Annotated in this window: 16 protein-coding genes; 8 read left to right on the top strand and 8 right to left on the bottom strand. The window is 31.0% G+C overall.

The features are described 5' to 3' along the window. Positions 1-304 precede the first annotated feature (304 nt). The 4 genes from AC3VJB_RS12540 to AC3VJB_RS12525 all read left to right on the top strand — a co-directional run bounded on the left by AC3VJB_RS12540 (position 305) and on the right by AC3VJB_RS12525 (position 5,942). A complete protein-coding gene (locus tag AC3VJB_RS12540) occupies positions 305-1,276 on the top strand; it encodes a ribonucleotide-diphosphate reductase subunit beta (RefSeq protein WP_274638808.1) in 972 nt (323 codons plus the stop codon). Positions 1,277-1,448: 172 nt separating this feature from the next. Continuing rightward, entirely contained in the window at positions 1,449-3,836 is a 2,388-nt protein-coding gene (locus tag AC3VJB_RS12535) for a ribonucleoside-diphosphate reductase subunit alpha (protein WP_497667212.1), read from the top strand. Positions 3,837-3,904: 68 nt separating this feature from the next. Then, the gene (locus AC3VJB_RS12530) at positions 3,905-4,567 is read left to right on the top strand and encodes an SMI1/KNR4 family protein (protein ID WP_167712581.1); all 663 of its coding nucleotides are present in this window, start codon (positions 3,905-3,907) and stop codon (positions 4,565-4,567) included. A gap of 37 nt (positions 4,568-4,604) precedes the next feature. Then, positions 4,605-5,942, top strand: a complete 1,338-nt coding sequence (locus AC3VJB_RS12525) for a deoxyguanosinetriphosphate triphosphohydrolase (protein WP_047788086.1) — start codon at positions 4,605-4,607, stop codon at positions 5,940-5,942. 52 nt (positions 5,943-5,994) lie between these two features. Here the strand turns inward: AC3VJB_RS12525 and AC3VJB_RS12520 are convergent, their stop codons facing one another. Next, on the bottom strand, positions 5,995-6,567 hold the full coding sequence (locus tag AC3VJB_RS12520) for a DUF3109 family protein (protein WP_047788085.1): 573 nt from the start codon (positions 6,565-6,567) through the stop codon (positions 5,995-5,997). 110 nt (positions 6,568-6,677) lie between these two features. Between AC3VJB_RS12520 and AC3VJB_RS12515 the strand changes: the two genes are divergently transcribed. The 3 genes from AC3VJB_RS12515 to AC3VJB_RS12505 are packed head-to-tail and all read left to right on the top strand — an operon-like array spanning position 6,678 to position 9,024. Beyond that, positions 6,678-7,259: a MarC family protein gene (locus AC3VJB_RS12515; RefSeq protein ID WP_047788084.1), complete on the top strand. Its 582-nt coding sequence runs from the start codon at positions 6,678-6,680 to the stop codon at positions 7,257-7,259. Between the two features lie 2 nt (positions 7,260-7,261). Further along, positions 7,262-7,876, top strand: coding sequence for an FAD-dependent oxidoreductase (locus tag AC3VJB_RS12510; protein ID WP_159610635.1), 615 nt, complete (start codon positions 7,262-7,264; stop codon positions 7,874-7,876). Positions 7,877-7,893: 17 nt separating this feature from the next. Beyond that, on the top strand, positions 7,894-9,024 hold the full coding sequence (locus AC3VJB_RS12505; RefSeq protein WP_167712582.1) for an endonuclease: 1,131 nt from the start codon (positions 7,894-7,896) through the stop codon (positions 9,022-9,024). 10 nt (positions 9,025-9,034) lie between these two features. Here the strand turns inward: AC3VJB_RS12505 and AC3VJB_RS12500 are convergent, their stop codons facing one another. Continuing rightward, positions 9,035-9,724 carry a LytR/AlgR family response regulator transcription factor gene (locus AC3VJB_RS12500; protein ID WP_167712583.1) on the bottom strand — a complete coding sequence of 230 codons (690 nt, stop codon included), beginning with the start codon at positions 9,722-9,724 and terminating at the stop codon, positions 9,035-9,037. Further along, positions 9,721-10,692, bottom strand: coding sequence for a sensor histidine kinase (locus AC3VJB_RS12495; protein WP_167712584.1), 972 nt, complete (start codon positions 10,690-10,692; stop codon positions 9,721-9,723). The genes AC3VJB_RS12500 and AC3VJB_RS12495 overlap by 4 nt, the downstream gene beginning before the upstream one ends. Positions 10,693-10,890: 198 nt before the next feature. On the opposite strand from AC3VJB_RS12495, the gene AC3VJB_RS12490 reads away from it, so the two are divergent. Next, on the top strand, positions 10,891-11,274 hold the full coding sequence (locus AC3VJB_RS12490) for a DUF1573 domain-containing protein (RefSeq protein WP_167712585.1): 384 nt from the start codon (positions 10,891-10,893) through the stop codon (positions 11,272-11,274). A 242-nt stretch (positions 11,275-11,516) separates the two neighbouring features. Here AC3VJB_RS12490 and AC3VJB_RS12485 read toward each other — a convergent pair whose 3' ends face one another. The 5 genes from AC3VJB_RS12485 to AC3VJB_RS12465 form a co-directional block, all read right to left on the bottom strand. After that, positions 11,517-12,008, bottom strand: coding sequence for a hypothetical protein (locus AC3VJB_RS12485; protein ID WP_047788080.1), 492 nt, complete (start codon positions 12,006-12,008; stop codon positions 11,517-11,519). 94 nt (positions 12,009-12,102) lie between these two features. Then, positions 12,103-13,749 carry a glycerol-3-phosphate dehydrogenase/oxidase gene (locus AC3VJB_RS12480; protein WP_497667211.1) on the bottom strand — a complete coding sequence of 549 codons (1,647 nt, stop codon included), beginning with the start codon at positions 13,747-13,749 and terminating at the stop codon, positions 12,103-12,105. Positions 13,750-13,861: 112 nt separating this feature from the next. Further along, a complete protein-coding gene (locus AC3VJB_RS12475) occupies positions 13,862-14,296 on the bottom strand; it encodes a YHS domain-containing (seleno)protein (RefSeq protein WP_073182369.1) in 435 nt (144 codons plus the stop codon). Position 14,297: 1 nt separating this feature from the next. After that, positions 14,298-14,753: a YHS domain-containing (seleno)protein gene (locus tag AC3VJB_RS12470; RefSeq protein WP_047788077.1), complete on the bottom strand. Its 456-nt coding sequence runs from the start codon at positions 14,751-14,753 to the stop codon at positions 14,298-14,300. 56 nt (positions 14,754-14,809) lie between these two features. Next, positions 14,810-15,988: an alanine racemase gene (locus AC3VJB_RS12465; RefSeq protein ID WP_497667210.1), complete on the bottom strand. Its 1,179-nt coding sequence runs from the start codon at positions 15,986-15,988 to the stop codon at positions 14,810-14,812.

Genomic DNA, 15,988 nt, shown 5'->3' with positions numbered 1-15,988 from the left:
CAAAAAAAACAAGAAAATTAAGGTTTAAAAAGTGACACATTTTGTGTCACTTTTTTTATGTTGAAACACAAAATAAGAAACTCAGTGAGTATCACTTATCAAGCGTTTTTTTTAATTTTAAAACATTGATTTATAAGTTTTTGTAAAAACTTATAAATATTGTAAATTGAAGAAGGAAAAGTAATTTGTTAAAAACTTCAAGGGATTTGTGAATAAGTATAGCTTTCAGAATTTAGCAAATTTTCCAATCTTTGTTTCTATACTCAGGGAATAAAAATAACACACTAAAAAGAGCTTAAAAAGCATGGCATCGATTGAACCAATTTTACAAGAAAATAAAGACAGATTTGTAATTTTTCCAATTCAACATAATGACTTATGGGAATGGTATAAAAAGCAACAAGCTTGTTTTTGGACTGCTGAAGAAATTGATTTACATTCAGACTTAACAGACTGGAATTCTAAACTAACAGACGATGAGCGTTACTTTATTAAGCATGTTTTAGCATTTTTTGCCGCATCTGATGGAATTGTAAATGAAAATTTAGCAGAAAACTTTGTAAACGAAGTTCAATATTCGGAAGCAAAATTCTTTTATGGTTTCCAAATCATGATGGAGAATATTCATTCTGAAACGTATTCATTATTAATTGATACGTATATTAAGGATGAAGAAGAGAAAGATAGATTATTCAAAGCAATTGAAGTTTTTCCAGCAATTAAAAAGAAGGCAGATTGGGCTTTAAAATGGATCGAATCTGATTCGTTTGCTGAGCGTTTAATCGCTTTTGCCGCTGTTGAAGGAATTTTCTTCTCAGGATCTTTTTGCTCAATTTTCTGGTTAAAGAAACGTGGGTTATTACCTGGATTAACATTCTCAAATGAGTTAATTTCTCGTGATGAGGGTATGCACTGTGATTTTGCTGTACACTTACACAACAATCACTTAGTAAATAAAGTGCCAAAAGAAAGAATAAGAAATATTATTATCTCAGCTTTAGATATTGAAAGAGAGTTTATTACCGAGTCTCTACCTGTTAGTTTAATAGGTATGAATGCAACGTTAATGACGCAATATTTAGAGTATGTTACCGATAGACTACTTTTAGAATTCGGATGTGAAAAAGAGTATGAGTCTACCAATCCATTTGACTTCATGGAAATGATTTCTTTGGAAGGGAAAACTAACTTCTTTGAAAAAAGAGTATCAGAGTACCAAAAAGCTGGAGTAAAATCAGGTGGTACAGGAAGCATCAGCTTTGATGCAGATTTTTAGGAACCAATAAGCTGCTATTTCCCCTACATGCAGTATTACTCAGCTAGAGCACTTTTTTCAGTGCTTTAGCGTTATAATCGTTTCAAAAGAAACAAACAAGTATTAACATTTTACATGTTGTCATAAACAACTATGTTTTGGCGACGCTATTAACCAAAAAAACAATATCAATATGTATGTAGTAAAAAGAGACGGCAGAAAAGAGCCTGTGATGTTCGATAAAATCACAGCAAGGGTTAGAAAAATGTGTTATGGATTAAACAATATTGTTGATCCAGTAAAAGTAGCAATGCGTGTTATTGAAGGACTGTATGATGGGGTAACTACTTCTGAATTAGATAATTTAGCAGCTGAAATTGCTGCGACAATGACAACTGCGCATCCTGATTATGCGAAATTAGCAGCTAGAATTGCCGTATCTAACTTACATAAGAACACCAAGAAATCGTTTTCGGAAACAATGACGGATTTATACGAATACATTAATCCACGTACAGGAAATAAAGCTCCTTTACTAGCAGATGATGTGTATAAAATTATCATGGATAATGCTGATAAATTAGATTCAACAATTATCTATAGCCGTGATTTTAACTACGATTATTTTGGTTTTAAAACATTAGAGCGTTCTTACTTATTAAAATTAAACGGAAACATTGTTGAGCGTCCGCAACAAATGTTAATGCGTGTTGCTATAGGTATACATAAAGAAGATATTGACGAGGCAATTGCTACATACGAATTAATGAGTAAAAAATATTTTACCCATGCAACGCCAACGTTATTTAATTCAGGTACGCCAAAACCACAAATGTCGTCTTGTTTCTTACTACAAATGCAAGATGATAGTATTGATGGAATTTATGATACTTTAAAACAAACAGCTAAAATTTCACAATCAGCTGGAGGTATCGGTTTATCTATTCACAATATCCGTGCTACTGGAAGTTATATTGCAGGTACTAACGGAACATCAAATGGAATTGTACCTATGTTACGAGTATTTAACGATACAGCTCGTTATGTAGATCAAGGAGGAGGAAAGCGTAAAGGTTCATTTGCAATGTATTTAGAACCATGGCACGCTGATATTTATGATTTCTTAGATTTGAAGAAAAACCATGGTAAAGAAGAAATGCGTGCACGTGATTTGTTCTACGCTATGTGGATTTCAGATTTATTCATGAAGCGCGTACAAGAAGATGCTGACTGGACGTTAATGTGTCCGCATGAGTGTCCACATTTATATGACACTTATGGTGAAGAGTTTGAGCGTTTATATACAAGTTATGAAGCTGCTGGAAAAGGAAGAAAAACTATTAAAGCGCGTGATTTATGGGAGAAAATCTTAGAATCACAAATAGAAACAGGTACTCCGTACATGTTATATAAAGATGCAGCAAACCGTAAATCAAATCAAAAGAATTTAGGAACAATTCGTTCTTCAAACTTATGTACTGAGATTATGGAATATACTGCTGAAGATGAAGTAGCGGTATGTAACTTAGCATCAATAGCAATACCAATGTTTGTTGCTGAAGATGAAAACGGTAATAAGTTTTTTGATCATCAAAAGCTATTTAAAGTAACTAAAAAGGTAATCCGTAATTTAGATACGGTAATCGATCGTAACTATTATCCAGTAAAAGAAGCAGAAAACTCAAACTTCCGTCACCGTCCGGTAGGGTTAGGAATTCAAGGGTTAGCAGATGCTTTTATCATGTTACGTTTACCGTTTACTTCTGAAGAAGCAAAGAAATTAAATCAAGAAATTTTTGAAACCTTGTATTTTGCTTCTGTAACCTCATCAATGGAAGTTGCTAAAACTAAAGGAGCTTATTCAACTTACAAAGGATCTCCAATGTCACAAGGAGAATTCCAGCACAATATGTGGGGAATCAAAGACGATGAGTTGAGCGGTCGTTGGGATTGGGAAAAACTACGAAAAAACGTAAAAAAACATGGAGTTCGTAACTCATTATTAGTAGCGCCAATGCCTACAGCATCTACCTCTCAAATATTAGGAAACAATGAAGCTTTTGAACCATATACTTCTAATATCTACACACGTAGAGTATTATCAGGAGAGTTTATCGTAGTAAATAAACATTTATTAGAAGATTTAGTAGAGTTAGGTTTATGGGATAATGATATGAAGGAAGATATTATGCGTGCCAACGGATCAATTCAACATATTGATGCTATTCCACAAAACTTAAAAGATTTATACAAAACCGTTTGGGAAATGAGTATGAAAGATATTATCGATATGGCACGTCATAGAGGGTACTTCATCGATCAATCTCAATCGTTAAACTTATTTATGCAAGATCCTGATTATGCGAAGTTAACCTCAATGCACTTCTACGCATGGAAATCTGGATTAAAAACAGGAATGTATTATTTACGTACCAAATCTGCTGTAAATGCGAAGCAGTTTACGTTAAATATAGAAAAGAAGGAAGAAGACAAGCCAATGAGTACAGATGAATTCAAAGCGATGGTTGAAGCTTCTAAAAATGCAGAAGGACCAGACGATTGTTTAATGTGTGGATCTTAAGCTAGAATTAAATTAAAAGTGATAAAGAGAAGTCGATAGGCTTCTCTTTTTTAATATTTTAGAGGTCTATGGAGATAAAATATTTTATAATTCTTGGCATTTTTTCCGCCGCTGTTGCTATTTTAAGAAAGAATAACAGAATTGATTCAGGTAAAATAGAAAAGAAAAAAGCTGTTAGGAGTAAAGCAAAAAGTTTGCTAGATAAATTTAGGAATTCTACTGATTACAATCATCCTATTTCTAAAAGTATAGTTAGGTTATTAGAAAACTACCATTATCATGAGAATGTTGGAAAAACATTAACTGATGAAGAAATTAAAATGATTGAAGAGAAGTTAAATCTAAAACTCCCAAAGTCATATAAACTATTTCTGAAATATTTTGGAGATGGAGGCGATTGGGTTTTTGTACAAAATATAGATAGCATCCAAAATGGAGGCTTTTATAAAGAATACGATTACAATAAAACTTTAAACGAATTTGTTTATTTAGGAGAGGAGAAGATTATGACAGAAAGTTTACTTTCTTTAATGATAGGAGACTCAAACGGAGGAGCATGGTGTTGGTTAACTCATGAAGAGAGAAAGGATAATGAATGGTCATTAGCTTATTATATGGATGGATGTTTACATTACAAGGTGAAAAATTTTACAGAATGGTTAGAAGTAGCTGCGTCGGATAGAGAGGTTATTAGAGAATATGATATAGAAGAAAAACTAGGTTTAGGGTAAAGATTTTGTATTTTCGACAAAATTTTATTTACGAATGATGAACTGGGAACAACTCCTTTCTTTAAAACGTTTTGGTGATACCCAAAAACGTGAACGTGCAAAACAAGATGAAACTCGTTTAGGTTTTGAGGTAGATTTTGATAGAATTATATTTTCATCGGCTTTTCGTAGTTTGCAAGATAAAACACAAGTAATTCCATTATCAAAAACCGATTTTGTTCATACACGTTTAACGCATAGTTTAGAAGTATCAGTTGTAGGGCGCACGTTGGGACGAAGAGTAGGTAAAGAATTACTAGAGCGCCACCCAAAATTAAAAGAACTAGGATACACTTTTAATGATTTTGGAGCTATTGTAGCTGCGGCATCAGTAATGCACGATATTGGGAATCCACCATTCGGACATTCAGGAGAAAAAGCCATTGGAGAATATTTTAAAACGGGAAAAGGTCTTCAGTATAAAAATCAATTAACTGATTCGGAATATCAAGATTTAATAGATTTTGAAGGAAATGCCAACGGGTTTAAAATCCTAACAGAAAATAGAGAAGGAATTCAAGGAGGTTTACGTTTGTCATATGCAACACTAGGAGCTTTTTTAAAGTACCCTAAAGAGAGTTTGCCAAAGAAACCAACAAATCATATTGTAGATAAGAAATACGGCTTTTTTCAGTCAGAAAAAGATGCTTTTTTAGATGTAGCTGAAGATTTAGGGTTATTGAAAAAAGAATCTGAAGGAGTTTCTTATTATCGTCACCCATTAGCATACTTAGTTGAAGCAGCTGATGATATTTGTTATACAATTATCGATTTTGAAGATGGAATCAATCTAGGTTTAATTGAAGAAGATTATGCCTTAGAATATATGATTAAGTTGGTAAAAGATACGATTGATAGTAAAAAATACCATTCATTACAGCATACTAAAGATCGTGTAAGTTATTTACGTGCCTTAGCCATAGGAGTATTAATTAATGAAGCAGTAGCCATCTTTTTAGATAATGAAAAAGCTATTTTAAATGGAACCTTTGATAAAGGGTTATTAGATAAATGTAAATATGAAGCTCAGATTAATGATATTATTAAATTAAGTGTTGATAAAATTTACAGAAGTAAAGAGGTTGTTGAAAAAGAAGTTGCAGGATATAAAATCATAGCAGATCTTCTAGATGTTTTTGTAACTGCTTTAAATAATAAATTTGATGATAAACAATCTAATTATGATAAGTTAGTACTTAATCTAATTCCACAGGAATATCAACAAGATAAAGAAAGCTTATATGATAGAATTATGCAAATTTCAAGCTATGTTGCAGGTTTATCTGATGGATATGCTATTCGTTTACATAGAAAAATAATGGGAAATATTAGTTAAGTATATATACTAATAAGATAAAAAACGACGCTAAATAGCATCGTTTTTTATCTTATTTTTTTAAATATTTTTCTGCTGTTTTTTCAAGTTCATCATACCAGTTTTGGCCGAACTTTCTAATTAAAGCTTGTTTTACAAATTTGTATACAGGAACTTGTAATTCTTTACCTAAAGAACAAGCATCGTCGCAAATTTCCCATTTGTGGTAGTTTACGGCAGCAAATTCACTATAATCCTTTACACGAACAGGATACAAATGGCAAGAAACGGGTTTTTTCCAATCTACAATACCTTGGTTATATGCTTCTTCAATGGCACATAAGGCAGTGCCTTTATCATCAAAAATAACATAAGCACAATCGGCATCATTAATTAAAGGAGTTTCCAGTTCACCAAAATCACTAGTAATCCAAGTACCTTGTTTTTCAATAGCTTCAATTCCTTCTTTTCGTAAAAAAGGTTTAATTTTTGGGTATATTTCTTCTAAAATTATTGTTTCCTCTTTTTCAAGGGGTGCTCCCGCATCGCCATCTATACAACAAGCCCCTTTACATGCAGATAAGTTACAAACAAACTCTTTTTCTATAAGGTCTTCTGAAACGATGGTTTTTCCTAATTGAAACATAAAATGTCTTTAATATTGGGAAGTTTATATTAACTTCTTGTAAATTTAAATGCAAAAATACTAGATTGTAACATTACTTATATAATTTTGCACGCGAAAATATAGCAACTATGGACTTTAACTTCAAAGAAATCTTCACAGCCTTTATGGTATTATTTGCGGTAATTGATATTGTTGGAAACATTCCTATCATTATTGATTTACGTAAAAAAGTAGGACACATTCAATCAGAAAAAGCTTCTGTAATAGCAGGATTTATTATGATTCTGTTTTTATTCTTAGGACAGAGACTATTAAATTTAATAGGTATAGATGTACACTCATTTGCAGTGGCAGGTGCTTTTATCTTGTTTTTCCTAGCATTAGAAATGATATTAGGAATTACTCTTTACAAAGAAGATGATGAGGAAGCATTAAGTGCAACTGTTTTTCCTTTAGCTTTCCCATTAATAGCAGGTCCTGGTAGCTTAACAACACTACTTTCATTACGTGCGGAATTTAACCTTGAAAATATTATTGTAGCCGTTTTATTAAATGTAATTGTAATTTATATTGTGTTAAAAACGTCCAGAAAAATTGAAAAAGTAATTGGACCAAACGGAATAAAAATTATAAGAAAAATATTTGGTGTAATCTTGTTAGCTATTGCAGTTAAATTATTTGCGGCTAACTTTAAAATGTTAGTAGCTTAACTATGGTTTTTGATGTACTTATTGTTGGAGGAGGAGTATCAGGTATGCAATGCGCTTTAGTTTTAGGTTCTGCACTTACTAAAGAATATGCAAAAGGAAAAACAGTTGGAATTATAATGCATCAGCGTTCTTCTCACCTACAAGATGCTCTCTTTAATAATGTTCTAGGCTTAGCTCCAGAAACTTTAGGAAAAGATATTCTAGAAAGCGGTAGAAATCAGTTAAAAAATTTATACCCAGAAGTATCTCAAATTGAAAATGAAAAAGTGATAGCTGTTTTGGATGATGAAAATGGATATAAGATAATCACTAATAAAAATGAATATTACAGTAAAAAAGTTGTTATAGCCCTAAACTATTCAAAGCCTTTTGAAATAGCTGGTTTAGAACAATATGTAGAGCGTCATATTAGAGCAAATGCTATGAAAGATAGAATTCAGTTACGTAATTTCAACCACTTAATAAAAGAAGGGTTATATGTTTGCGGAACCTTAGCTGGGTGGAGAAGTCAGTTTGCAATTGCAGCAGGAAGTGGAGCAAGTGTAGCGACAGATATTTTAACAGTATGGAATGATAATGTACCTACCAAAGTACATGATAAACATAAAAAAGACTAATTATTTAAGATAGAATCATGAAGAAAATAATAGGAATAATAACAATTTTAATGTTGTTTATTAATTGTGGAGGAAGTGATAGTGATGTTGTACCAACAGAAGATAAAGTAGTAGCTGTTGATGATTCCTTTGAAGCTGAAGAAAATAAAGAGAATGTATTAGCTAGTTTTTTAGAGAATGATACTTATACTTCAGGAAATGTAAAAGTAACGTTTGAGACTAGTTCTGCAAGAAATGGAACTATAGTTAAGAGCAATAATGCTTTTATATACACGCCAGCACAAGATTTTGTAGGTACAGATTCTTTTAAGTATACTATTTGCAGTACAATTACGCCAAGTAATTGTTCTACTGCAACGGTAATCATTAATATAAATGCTTCAGCCAATGGTAATCCAGGAAGTTTTAATATCCCTTCTGAATTATCAGAATATTATAAAGATGTAGACTTTACCTTAACAGGAAGTTCTTTAAAAGATATTTTAGCTACTGAAATTATTAATAGTCATACTACCTTCTTAGATTATACGCCAGATGTTTGGAATGTATTAAAACAATCAGATTTAGACCCTAACGATAATAGCAAAGTAGTTTTAATTTATGGTCATGACGATACAGATGGTAATTATGTAACAGATAGAACTCGTAGTAAAGATGCCAATGGAGGAAATACAGGAGATTGGAATAGAGAGCATGTATACCCTAAGTCATTAGGAAATCCAAATTTAGGAACTTCAGGTCCAGGGGCAGATGCGCATCATTTAAGGCCTTCAGATGTAACTTTTAATTCTCAAAGAGGGAATAAATTATTTGCTGCAGGTACAGGGAATGCCGGAGACGTTTCAGGGAACTGGTACCCTGGTAATGAATGGAAAGGAGATGTTGCTCGTATGATGATGTACATGTACTTGCGATATGGAGATAGATGTTTACCAAAGAATGTAGCTGTCGGTTCTGTTACAGCTTCTGATAGTAATATGGTTACTTTATTGTTACAGTGGAATGCTGAAGATCCTGTATCTGATATAGAGATACAACGTAACAACGCAGTTGCTAATGCGCAAGGAAATAGAAATCCGTTTATTGATAATCCGTATTTAGCTACGGTTATTTGGAATGGTGATGCAGCTGAAAATACTTGGGAGTAGTCCCAATAACCTATTGATTCTTAATTTTTAAAAGAGTCAATAGGTTATTTTTATAAGTTCTACCAATAGGAATTTTGATGTTTTCTATATAAAGAAAAGTTCCTGTATATTTTTCAATCTTTTCTAAATTTACAATATATGATTTGTGTATTTGTACAAATTTGTTTGAATTTAGAGTTTCATTCCAGTTTTTTAATGAATCTATAATCGTCAATTTTTTTGATGAGGTGATAAAATGCACATAGTTTCGATCAGATTCTAAGTATAAAATATCGGCTAGATATACTTTATGTATAATTTTATCTATATTTAAATAAGTAGCTTCTTTTTCTGAAGTTTTTGATTTTAATAATTGACTTTCTACTTTACTAATTGCTTTTAAAAAGCGATCAAAAGAAAAGGGTTTTACCAAATAATCAACAATTGTTTCTAACTCAAAACTATTTACTGCATAATCAGGATATGCAGTTGTAATAACTATTTTAGGAGGGTTTTTAACTGTTTTTATAAAGTCTAATCCAGAAATATCAGGTAAATTAATATCTAGAAAAATAACATCAACAGTATTGTTTTTCAGAAACTCATTAGCTTGTATGGCTGTTTGAAAAGCATGTACAATTTCAGTATCTGGAATTTTACCGATATACTTTTTCAAAATAGCTTGCGCAGGCAACTCATCTTCAATAATTATACATTTCATAATTGATCTATTTTCAGTTCTATAGTAAAAACATCTCCTTTTTGATGAATGTAAAGAGAATGATTATCTGGATAAATTAATAGCAATCTCTTTTTTAAGTTTTCTAAGCCAATGGCTTTGGTATTTTTATTTGTGTTTATATTGAATTGATTACTACTTATTAAATGTAATTGATGGTTAGTAACGTTGATAAAAATACCAATCTTACTATATGCAATGCTATGTTTAAAAGCATTTTCAATAATGGTAATTAAAAGGAGTGGAGCAATTTGGTATTGATTACTATCAGTTTTATAATGGTAATCAATTTCTTTCACTCCTTCAGTTCGAATTTTTTGAAAATCGATATAGTTTTGTATGAAAAGTAGTTCTTTTTCAAGAGAAACCTTTTCAGAAATTGTCTCATATAAGACATGTTTAAGGTTTTCTGAGAGTTTTAAGATTAAATCAGGGGTTTGGTTAGGTTTGTCAATAGAATACGCATAAATCGTGTTTAAATTATTTAAGAGCACATGCGGATTTATTTGTGATTTTAAAAATTTCAACTCCATTTCTGTTCGTTCTTGGGTTGTTTGTGCTAATTTTTCTTGTCCGTCTAAAAACTTAAACAACATCCATATAAAAGAGAAAAATAATAGAGGGACTAGAGTTTGCCATAAATAATCGCTTAAGCACTTCATAATGGAACATCCACAACGTGCAAAAACATTACAGTATAGTTGAGTTGCTAAAACAGAAATAAGAACAAAAGCAATTCCGTATAACACATACCATTTCTTTTTAACGAATAGCGGTAACAATAGTTGATTGTTAGTATATACGATAATGATAAGAATAAAAAAGTACTGTAAAAAAGGGTTTTCTGCCCAATAATATTGGGTAAATACAAAAAGTGAGATAAAGATAAATAAAGCCCAAAAAAGTAAGTGGATTAAAATTTCAGCGCTATGTTTTTTTAAAAGGCTCATTGTGTATTTCAAAGTAAACAAAATATAAGCTGTAATCAAAGTAGAAAGTACTAACGACGTTTTTCTTTGTATCAATAACATGTTATAAGTTGTTTGTACATGTTTTATAGTAGTGTATACGATTAGTTTTTTTATGGGGAGATATTAAGATACATTCGAAGAAATAAAATATTTATTACTAACTAAAAAATATTAAAAATGAGAAATACTGTATTATGTGTAATTGTAGGATTAATGGCAATTATGGCAAACGCTCAAGAGTTTCAATTTGAAACAGCATCAATCGATTACGGAAAAATTAAACAAGGCGCTGATGGGGTTCGTGTGTTTGAGTTTACAAATATTGGTACTGAACCGTTGATTATAAAAGATATTAAATCCACTTGTGGGTGTACAGTTCCTAAAAAACCAGAAAAACCAATTATGCCAGGTGAAAAAGGGCAAATAGAAGTATTATATGATACAAGAAGAGTAGGAGGGTTTTCAAAAGCCATTACGATTATATCGAATGCTAAAGCATCTAGAAAAATGTTAAAAATAAAAGGGCATGTTGAAAAAGAGAAAGAAAAAGATAGAGTTTAATAATTTAAAAGCCTGAGTTTATAAGCTCAGGCTTTTTATCTCTAATTGGAGATATGATTGATTTAGTAATAGATAGCCCCCCCGGATTACCATATTGTAATCATCGGAGACAAATGTATATGCTTTTCATTTCTTTAAATTTTAAAAAGGCATAAGTGTGTAAATATTAAGTATAAAAGAAGGTATAAAAAAACCGAAGCATTAGCCTCGGTTTTTTAGAACCTATGATTTTTAAAAATCAATTATGACATATCAAAATAATTGATTTTTGTAATTTTTTTAGTAGTTTGATCAAAATTAATATTAATAAAAACATCACAACTATCACATTCAGCATATAAAATACTCTTAGAGCCATTTCTACCAGTTGTTAAAGCAACTTCTCCTAACTTACTTATTGGATCTCCAACAGTAATTGTTATTCCTTTAATAGTAAAAGTAGCTTCATTACTTAAAACATCTAAAGACTCGATATATGGTTTTCTTCCAGAAGTAGAAAAATCTAGTTTTAAACCATTAAACTTAAAATAGTAATAAAAACCATTATCTTCAAAAGAAACAGTTGCACCTAATAAAGACTCTACTTTAGCTTGTTTACCTAAAGTTTTTTTAATATCAGTTAAGGCAATATTATTTATTTTAATATTATCAAAATCAGAGTTCGAAATAATATTAGTTTGACTTTTTGCTATAAACGCGGTTAATAGAAAAAATACTAGTATTAGTTGTTTCATATTACTTAAAAATTAATTGTATAAACCCTTTCGAAGAACGAGGTTTTTGCAGTCGCCAAAGATATAATACTCGATTAATTTTCTATGTAAGAAACTAGTTAAATTTTAAGGTTAAAGCTATTTTTTTATCCAATTCTTGTTGATGTTTTAAAGTTGTATTTTCATCCCAATTAAAGCGGCTTGTAAATTCTTGAATAACAAAGTTTTTATAAAGATCAACACTAGGTTTATCAAAAAATAAACGACCAGTTCTTCTCATAAAGAAGTCGGTAGGAGTACAGGTCATTTCATGCTTTATTACAAACCATATTTCAGCTTTTAATAAGCGCTCTTGTATATTTTCTTCATTAAGCTCATCAAACTTATCTAAAATAAGTTCGGTTTGTTTACCATAGTTATATACTAAATAACTGGCATCTTTTTCAGTAAAACCATGTAATTTTAGTTGTTTATAAATTTGATTAATGTATAGTTTTACTGATTTATAATTTTGAAAAGGCCCTCCTGATAAAACAATTTCTTCAGTTTGAATTGGATCAAATTCAACTTCAAAACGACGTTTCATTTTTTTCGCAACAATATCCACAATCCGTTCTGCCATTTTTCTATAACCTGTTAATTTTCCTCCAGCAATTGAAATTAACTTGGTATCAGAAACAAAAATTTCATCTTTTCTAGATAATTCTGAAGCCGATTTTCCTTCTTCGTGAATTAACGGGCGTAATCCTGCCCATGATGATTGAATATCATCTATGGTTAATTGAATATCAGGAAACATGTTATTTACTGCTTCAATTAAATACAAAGCATCCACCATTGAGGTTTCAACGGTGTCTTTATCTTCTTGATAATTGGTATCGGTAGTTCCAAAATAGGTTACTTTTCCACGAGGAATAGCAAACATCATACGACCGTCTGGAATATCGAAATACACAGATTGTTTTACGGGTAATTTTTCATGCGGAACAACTAAGTGAACTCCTTTGGTTAAATGTAAACGTTTTCCAATTTTAGAATTGTTAATTTGGCGTAATTCATCTACCCATGGTCCAGCTGCGTTTACTACATATTTAGCTCTAATATCATAACTTTCTTCAGTAAAAGCATCCGTTACTTTAGCACCTACCACACGCTTATTTTCGTAAATAAATTCGTCTGCACGCGTGTAGTTTAATATTTGTGCGTCGTACTGACTTGCTGTTTTTAAAACCTCTATAGTTAAACGAGCATCATCAGTACGATATTCAGCATAAAAACCAGCGCCATTTAAAATACCTTTAGGTAATAAAGGTTCTTTTTCTAACGCTTCTTTTTTATCAAGCATTTTACGTTTATCATCTCCTTCAACAGAAGCTAACACATCGTATACTTTTAATCCGATAGATGTTAGCCATGAACCGTAAGTTCCGCCATCAATTAATGGTAAAATCATTTTTTCAGGAATTACCAAATGTGGCGCTAGTTTATGAACAATAGCACGCTCAGTACCCACTTCTTTTACCAACCAAAAATCAAATTGTTTTAAGTAGCGTAAACCTCCATGAATTAGTTTGGTAGATTTACTAGAGGTTCCCGAAGCAAAGTCATTTTTTTCAATTAAAGCGACTTTCATTCCACGTGAGGCAGCATCTAAAGCAATACCTGCACCTGTAATACCACCACCAATCACTAGAATATCAAATTCGGTAGTTTGTAATTCTTGTTGAATGTTTTTTCTATTGAAAGAAGAGAAATTATTCATAGAGCTGTTTTTATTAACCAAAAATAAGAATAAAAAGAAACGATAAGCATAAAAAAAAAGCTGAAATTATCAGCCCTTTTAGAAGTCGCCCCCACAACTATTAAATCTAAAACTAACGATTCAATTTTTTCCAATTAGTATCTGCTTGTTTTTTGAGCTCTTCTGGATTTTCTTTTAACCACATTTTTAAAGTATTGGTTCCCCAAGAGTTATAAAATAAATACAGTTTACCATCTCGTATTTCAAAAGTTTTCGGATCAATATCCACCTTTTCACCAGTTTTTCCAATGGCATAGGCGCAGTACCCTCCATATTGTGGATTGTATTTTTGAGGATTTTTAAGGAAAGTAGCTAAATTTTCTTTTGACGAAAAACGAAAGGAAACGTTATTATATTTAGTTGTAATTTTTTTATTTCCTTTTTCGGCTTTATTATGAAAATAACTTACTACATCGTAACCTTTAGCAATAACTCCATTTTTAGTATTGTATTCTTGTGAGAAGACAATACTTGAAAAAAATAGAAAGAAGATAAATATATGTTTCATTTTATTTTTTTTTATGTTTTAGTTCTTCCCAGTTTATATCTCCCTGAGCTTGTAACTTTTTAGTATCACCATTTTTCCAATCATCAAGTTTGCTAGAAAGCCAAGAACTATAAAAAAGGTATAATTTACCATCTCTAATTTCATAAGCTTCTGCATCAATATACATTTTAGTTTTCTTAGCAGCTACAGCATATGCACAATATCCACCATATTGAGGAATGTATTTTATTGGATTTTCTTTGAAAAGGGATAAATTTTCTTTTGAAGAAAACTTGAATTTAGCTCCATCATAAGTTGTTTGAAACTTCTTTATTCCTTCAACAGGTTCACTATTTGTAAAGTAAGAAACAACATCGTAACCTTCGGCTACATAACCTTTTTTTGTATTGTAGTCAGTTTTTTGAGCGTATAATGCAGTAGAGACTACTACTAAAAGTAGTGTAATAAAGTTTTTCATTGTTTGTAGATTTTATGAGTAGTCGACGAAAAACAAAAAACATTACAATTGAATAATTAAGAATTATTTAATAATTGCCAAGGCTGTTGAATTTTACCGTTTCTAATAGGTAAAATTTCTCCAAATTGTAAAAAAACAAACTCACTTTGGTGTGGTCTTAAAAAGACAAAATCATCTACTTGTAAAGGTATGTTTTTAGGAACATTAATCATTGTTTGATTAGTAGAAGAACCAAACAAATTATTCTGTTTTACCCCTACAGGGTAGTAATAGTCAGCTTTCCAAAAACCGCCATAAATAAAAGCAGATTTCTTACTAAAAATTTGTTTTACTTTTTCTAAACCTGGAAGCGTTGTATTTGAAAAAGTTTTTAAAACTGGTGTTGCTATAAACGTTGCTGGTTTATAGTTTTTTAATGAAAGAATATCAAATGTTGTAGGTTTTACAAAGCATGAACCAATGGCAATATCGTTTATTGGAGAATTTTGTTCTTTGTGTAAGTTTAAAGTAGGGCTTCCGGCTCCGTTAAAGGTTAAATTTTCATTCCATAGCTCTGGAAAATCATTTTTAACTAAGGTTTTACAGTCTTCATAATATTGATTCGCTAATCGTAGTGCTTTCTTTTGAGAACGAATAATCTTTGGAAGTTTTACTACATGTGGATCATAACCCATAAACCCAGAAAATTCAACAAAATTTTGATTGTTTTCAATAAGTGATAGTACTTTTGTTAAACTTTTTAAAGAAGAAAACCCACCGCGGTGTAAACCCACATCAATTTCAATATTCAATCGTAATTTTTGATTGAGTTGTTTTGCCAAATTAATGTATTCTTCAATTCTTTTTTTGGTATCAACTAACCATTGAATTTGAGTAAATGGGTTAAATCCGTTGTGCTGTTGAGGTAAGTTGTTGTAAAAATATTCCGCAGTTTTTATTGGCATGGGTTTACCCAATAAAATATCAGCTTTGTCCCCAAATCGAGCAACTAAATCAGTTAAAAAAGGTTGATGAAAAACCATCAACTTGCTTGAATGTGTTTTTTCTAATATATATTCAATTAATTGGACCGAAGGCAATGATTTTACTACAACTCTGAGTGATGCATCTTTTCTAAAATTAGAAATTACTTCTGTAATATTTTCATCTAGAATATCTAAATCTACTAACAAACAAGGAATGGCCCGTTGGTAGTTTTTAAGTTCTTTATTTAAGATTTTAAAATAAGCATCCAT

It is taken from the genome of Tenacibaculum sp. TB-53, from assembly GCF_059716285.2.
Note: the sequence above shows the minus strand (reverse complement) of the source record. Positions and strands in the feature narration are given on the sequence as shown.

Excerpts from the sequence above, each read along its gene's own strand:
- AC3VJB_RS12540 (WP_274638808.1), top strand. The coding sequence starts at position 305 with ATGGCATCGATTGAACCAATTTTACAAGAAAATAAAGACAGATTTGTA.
- AC3VJB_RS12535 (WP_497667212.1), top strand. The coding sequence starts at position 1,449 with ATGTATGTAGTAAAAAGAGACGGCAGAAAAGAGCCTGTGATGTTCGAT.
- AC3VJB_RS12530 (WP_167712581.1), top strand. The coding sequence starts at position 3,905 with ATGGAGATAAAATATTTTATAATTCTTGGCATTTTTTCCGCCGCTGTT.
- AC3VJB_RS12525 (WP_047788086.1), top strand. The coding sequence starts at position 4,605 with ATGAACTGGGAACAACTCCTTTCTTTAAAACGTTTTGGTGATACCCAA.
- AC3VJB_RS12520 (WP_047788085.1), bottom strand. The coding sequence starts at position 6,567 with ATGTTTCAATTAGGAAAAACCATCGTTTCAGAAGACCTTATAGAAAAA.
- AC3VJB_RS12515 (WP_047788084.1), top strand. The coding sequence starts at position 6,678 with ATGGACTTTAACTTCAAAGAAATCTTCACAGCCTTTATGGTATTATTT.
- AC3VJB_RS12510 (WP_159610635.1), top strand. The coding sequence starts at position 7,262 with ATGGTTTTTGATGTACTTATTGTTGGAGGAGGAGTATCAGGTATGCAA.
- AC3VJB_RS12505 (WP_167712582.1), top strand. The coding sequence starts at position 7,894 with ATGAAGAAAATAATAGGAATAATAACAATTTTAATGTTGTTTATTAAT.
- AC3VJB_RS12500 (WP_167712583.1), bottom strand. The coding sequence starts at position 9,724 with ATGAAATGTATAATTATTGAAGATGAGTTGCCTGCGCAAGCTATTTTG.
- AC3VJB_RS12495 (WP_167712584.1), bottom strand. The coding sequence starts at position 10,692 with ATGAGCCTTTTAAAAAAACATAGCGCTGAAATTTTAATCCACTTACTT.
- AC3VJB_RS12490 (WP_167712585.1), top strand. The coding sequence starts at position 10,891 with ATGAGAAATACTGTATTATGTGTAATTGTAGGATTAATGGCAATTATG.
- AC3VJB_RS12485 (WP_047788080.1), bottom strand. The coding sequence starts at position 12,008 with ATGAAACAACTAATACTAGTATTTTTTCTATTAACCGCGTTTATAGCA.
- AC3VJB_RS12480 (WP_497667211.1), bottom strand. The coding sequence starts at position 13,749 with ATGAATAATTTCTCTTCTTTCAATAGAAAAAACATTCAACAAGAATTA.
- AC3VJB_RS12475 (WP_073182369.1), bottom strand. The coding sequence starts at position 14,296 with ATGAAACATATATTTATCTTCTTTCTATTTTTTTCAAGTATTGTCTTC.
- AC3VJB_RS12470 (WP_047788077.1), bottom strand. The coding sequence starts at position 14,753 with ATGAAAAACTTTATTACACTACTTTTAGTAGTAGTCTCTACTGCATTA.
- AC3VJB_RS12465 (WP_497667210.1), bottom strand. The coding sequence starts at position 15,988 with ATGGATGCTTATTTTAAAATCTTAAATAAAGAACTTAAAAACTACCAA.